We start from the raw sequence: 5,041 nt of genomic DNA, 5'->3' as shown, positions 1-5,041 counted from the left end.
ACACAGTGGACGCGAGCAACTGAGGACAAGCCCTCGGCCTATTAGTACCAGTCAGCTCCAACCGTTACCGGTCTTCCACACCTGGCCTATCAACCCAGTCGTCTACTGGGAGCCTTACCCCATCAAGTGGGTGGGAGTCCTCATCTCGAAGCAGGCTTCCCGCTTAGATGCTTTCAGCGGTTATCCCTCCCGAACGTAGCCAACCAGCCATGCCCTTGGCAGGACAACTGGCACACCAGAGGTTCGTCCGTCCCGGTCCTCTCGTACTAGGGACAGCCCTTCTCAAGACTCCTACGCGCACAGCGGATAGGGACCGAACTGTCTCACGACGTTCTAAACCCAGCTCGCGTACCGCTTTAATGGGCGAACAGCCCAACCCTTGGGACCGACTCCAGCCCCAGGATGCGACGAGCCGACATCGAGGTGCCAAACCATCCCGTCGATATGGACTCTTGGGGAAGATCAGCCTGTTATCCCCGGGGTACCTTTTATCCGTTGAGCGACGGCGCTTCCACAAGCCACCGCCGGATCACTAGTCCCGACTTTCGTCCCTGCTCGACCCGTCGGTCTCACAGTCAAGCTCCCTTGTGCACTTACACTCAACACCTGATTGCCAACCAGGCTGAGGGAACCTTTGGGCGCCTCCGTTACCCTTTAGGAGGCAACCGCCCCAGTTAAACTACCCACCAGACACTGTCCCTGATCCGGATCACGGACCCAGGTTAGACATCCAGCACGACCAGAGTGGTATTTCAACGACGACTCCACCCAAGCTGGCGCTTGAGCTTCACAGTCTCCCACCTATCCTACACAAGCCGAACCGAACACCAATATCAAGCTATAGTAAAGGTCCCGGGGTCTTTCCGTCCTGCTGCGCGAAACGAGCATCTTTACTCGTAGTGCAATTTCACCGGGCCTATGGTTGAGACAGTCGAGAAGTCGTTACGCCATTCGTGCAGGTCGGAACTTACCCGACAAGGAATTTCGCTACCTTAGGATGGTTATAGTTACCACCGCCGTTTACTGGCGCTTAAGTTCTCAGCTTCGCCTGGACGAATCCAAGCTAACCGGTCCCCTTAACGTTCCAGCACCGGGCAGGCGTCAGTCCGTATACATCGCCTTACGGCTTCGCACGGACCTGTGTTTTTAGTAAACAGTCGCTTCTCGCTGGTCTCTGCGGCCACACCCAGCTCACGGAGTAAATCCGATCACCAGACATGGCCCCCCTTCTCCCGAAGTTACGGGGGCATTTTGCCGAGTTCCTTAACCATAGTTCACCCGAACGCCTCGGTATTCTCTACCTGACCACCTGAGTCGGTTTAGGGTACGGGCCGCCATGAAACTCGCTAGAGGCTTTTCTCGACAGCATAGGATCATCCACTTCACCACAATCGGCTCGGCATCAGGTCTCAGCCTTAACGTGTGACGGATTTGCCTATCACACGGCCTACACCCTTACCCCGGGACTACCACCGCCCGGGCTGGACTACCTTCCTGCGTCACCCCATCGCTTACCTACTACAAGTCTGGGTCGTCGGCTCCACCACTTTCCTTTCCCCGAAGGGTCCGGAACGGCTTCACGGACTTAGCATCGCCTGATTCGATATTGGGCGTTTCAAAGCGGGTACCGGAATATCAACCGGTTGTCCATCGACTACGCCTGTCGGCCTCGCCTTAGGTCCCGACTTACCCTGGGCAGATCAGCTTGACCCAGGAACCCTTAGTCAATCGGCGCACACGTTTCCCACGTGTGTATCGCTACTCATGCCTGCATTCTCACTCGTGAACCGTCCACAACTCGCTTCCGCGGCTGCTTCACCCGGCACACGACGCTCCCCTACCCATCCCAGCGGACGTTGGTCCTCATGCTGAAATGACACGACTTCGGCGGTACGCTTGAGCCCCGCTACATTGTCGGCGCGGAATCACTTGACCAGTGAGCTATTACGCACTCTTTCAAGGGTGGCTGCTTCTAAGCCAACCTCCTGGTTGTCTCTGCGACTCCACATCCTTTCCCACTTAGCGTACGCTTAGGGGCCTTAGTCGATGCTCTGGGCTGTTTCCCTCTCGACCATGGAGCTTATCCCCCACAGTCTCACTGCCGCGCTCTCACTTACCGGCATTCGGAGTTTGGCTAAGGTCAGTAACCCGGTAGGGCCCATCGCCTATCCAGTGCTCTACCTCCGGCAAGAAACACACGACGCTGCACCTAAATGCATTTCGGGGAGAACCAGCTATCACGGAGTTTGATTGGCCTTTCACCCCTAACCACAGGTCATCCCCCAGGTTTTCAACCCTGGTGGGTTCGGTCCTCCACGAAGTCTTACCTCCGCTTCAACCTGCCCATGGCTAGATCACTCCGCTTCGGGTCTTGGGCGCGCTACTCAATCGCCCTATTCGGACTCGCTTTCGCTACGGCTTCCCCACACGGGTTAACCTCGCAACACACCGCAAACTCGCAGGCTCATTCTTCAAAAGGCACGCAGTCACGACGCACCAAGCAAGCTCGATGCGCGACGCTCCCACGGCTTGTAGGCACACGGTTTCAGGTACTATTTCACTCCGCTCCCGCGGTACTTTTCACCATTCCCTCACGGTACTATCCGCTATCGGTCACCAGGGAATATTTAGGCTTAGCGGGTGGTCCCGCCAGATTCACACGGGATTTCTCGGGCCCCGTGCTACTTGGGTGTCTCTCAAACGAGCCGCTAATGTTTCAGCTACGGGGGTCTTACCCTCTACGCCGGACCTTTCGCATGTCCTTCGCCTACATCAACGGTTTCTGACTCGTCTCACAGCCGGCAGACTATGAAAGAGAGATCCCACAACCCCGCATGCGCAACCCCTGCCGGGTATCACACACATACGGTTTGGCCTCATCCGGTTTCGCTCGCCACTACTCCCGGAATCACGGTTGTTTTCTCTTCCTGCGGGTACTGAGATGTTTCACTTCCCCGCGTTCCCTCCACACTGCCTATGTGTTCAGCAGCGGGTGACAGCCCATGACGACTGCCGGGTTTCCCCATTCGGACACCCCCGGATCAAAGCTCGGTTGACAGCTCCCCGGGGCCTATCGTGGCCTCCCACGTCCTTCATCGGTTCCTGGTGCCAAGGCATCCACCGTGCGCCCTTAAAAACTTGGCCACAGATGCTCGCGTCCACTGTGCAGTTCTCAAGCAACGACCAGCCACCCATCACCCCGACGCTCATCACGTCGAGTGCACTGGGGCCGGCATCGCGAAGGTTCAGACCGAAGTCCGTACCCTCAGATACCCAACAGCGTGCCCGGCCCAGCCACTCACTCTTCTGTGTTCCACGCCGAAGCAGTACTGACAGAGAGATTGCGAACTGTGCCGAATAGTCAACGTTCCACCCATGAGCAACCGTGCAAGACATTCGCTTGCAGTCGGCTATGTGCTCCTTAGAAAGGAGGTGATCCAGCCGCACCTTCCGGTACGGCTACCTTGTTACGACTTCGTCCCAATCGCCAGTCCCACCTTCGACGGCTCCCTCCACAAGGGTTGGGCCACCGGCTTCGGGTGTTACCGACTTTCGTGACGTGACGGGCGGTGTGTACAAGGCCCGGGAACGTATTCACCGCAGCAATGCTGATCTGCGATTACTAGCAACTCCAACTTCATGGGGTCGAGTTGCAGACCCCAATCCGAACTGAGACCGGCTTTTTGAGATTCGCTCCACCTCGCGGTATCGCAGCTCATTGTACCGGCCATTGTAGCACGTGTGCAGCCCAAGACATAAGGGGCATGATGACTTGACGTCGTCCCCACCTTCCTCCGAGTTGACCCCGGCAGTCTCCTGTGAGTCCCCATCACCCCGAAGGGCATGCTGGCAACACAGGACAAGGGTTGCGCTCGTTGCGGGACTTAACCCAACATCTCACGACACGAGCTGACGACAGCCATGCACCACCTGTACACCGACCACAAGGGGGCGACCATCTCTGGCCGTTTCCGGTGTATGTCAAGCCTTGGTAAGGTTCTTCGCGTTGCGTCGAATTAAGCCACATGCTCCGCTGCTTGTGCGGGCCCCCGTCAATTCCTTTGAGTTTTAGCCTTGCGGCCGTACTCCCCAGGCGGGGAACTTAATGCGTTAGCTGCGGCACGGACGACGTGGAATGTCGCCCACACCTAGTTCCCAACGTTTACGGCGTGGACTACCAGGGTATCTAATCCTGTTCGCTCCCCACGCTTTCGCTCCTCAGCGTCAGTATCGGCCCAGAGATCCGCCTTCGCCACCGGTGTTCCTCCTGATATCTGCGCATTTCACCGCTACACCAGGAATTCCGATCTCCCCTACCGAACTCTAGCCTGCCCGTATCGAATGCAGACCCGGGGTTAAGCCCCGGGCTTTCACATCCGACGCAACAAGCCGCCTACGAGCTCTTTACGCCCAATAATTCCGGACAACGCTTGCGCCCTACGTATTACCGCGGCTGCTGGCACGTAGTTAGCCGGCGCTTCTTCTGCAGGTACCGTCACTCTCGCTTCTTCCCTGCTGAAAGAGGTTTACAACCCGAAGGCCGTCATCCCTCACGCGGCGTCGCTGCATCAGGCTTTCGCCCATTGTGCAATATTCCCCACTGCTGCCTCCCGTAGGAGTCTGGGCCGTGTCTCAGTCCCAGTGTGGCCGGTCGCCCTCTCAGGCCGGCTACCCGTCGTCGCCTTGGTAGGCCATTACCCCACCAACAAGCTGATAGGCCGCGGGCTCATCCTTCACCGCCGGAGCTTTCCACCCGCCGAGATGCCTCGGCAGGTCGTATCCGGTATTAGACCCCGTTTCCAGGGCTTGTCCCAGAGTGAAGGGCAGATTGCCCACGTGTTACTCACCCGTTCGCCACTAATCCACCCCGAAGGGCTTCATCGTTCGACTTGCATGTGTTAAGCACGCCGCCAGCGTTCGTCCTGAGCCAGGATCAAACTCTCCGTGAATGTTTACCCGTAATCGGGTCATACACTCGCGTTGAGCGGAACAACCAGGCGGAATAGGCCCGGTCGTTCACAGCGTCCTCGCTGTGTGTGCC

2 rRNA genes are annotated in these 5,041 nt (G+C 57.7%); both read right to left on the bottom strand.

From position 1 onward, the window contains the following. Positions 1-21 precede the first annotated feature (21 nt). A 23S ribosomal RNA gene (locus tag IE182_RS31350) occupies positions 22-3,144 on the bottom strand. A 281-nt stretch (positions 3,145-3,425) separates the two neighbouring features. Beyond that, positions 3,426-4,949, bottom strand: a 16S ribosomal RNA gene (locus tag IE182_RS31345). The 16S and 23S rRNA genes sit together here, the layout of an rRNA operon. Positions 4,950-5,041 lie beyond the last annotated feature (92 nt).

Source organism: Streptomyces cinnamoneus (assembly GCF_014650495.1).
Taxonomy (GTDB): Bacteria; Actinomycetota; Actinomycetes; order Streptomycetales; family Streptomycetaceae; genus Streptomyces; species Streptomyces cinnamoneus.
This window is presented reverse-complemented; position numbering and strand designations above follow the sequence as displayed.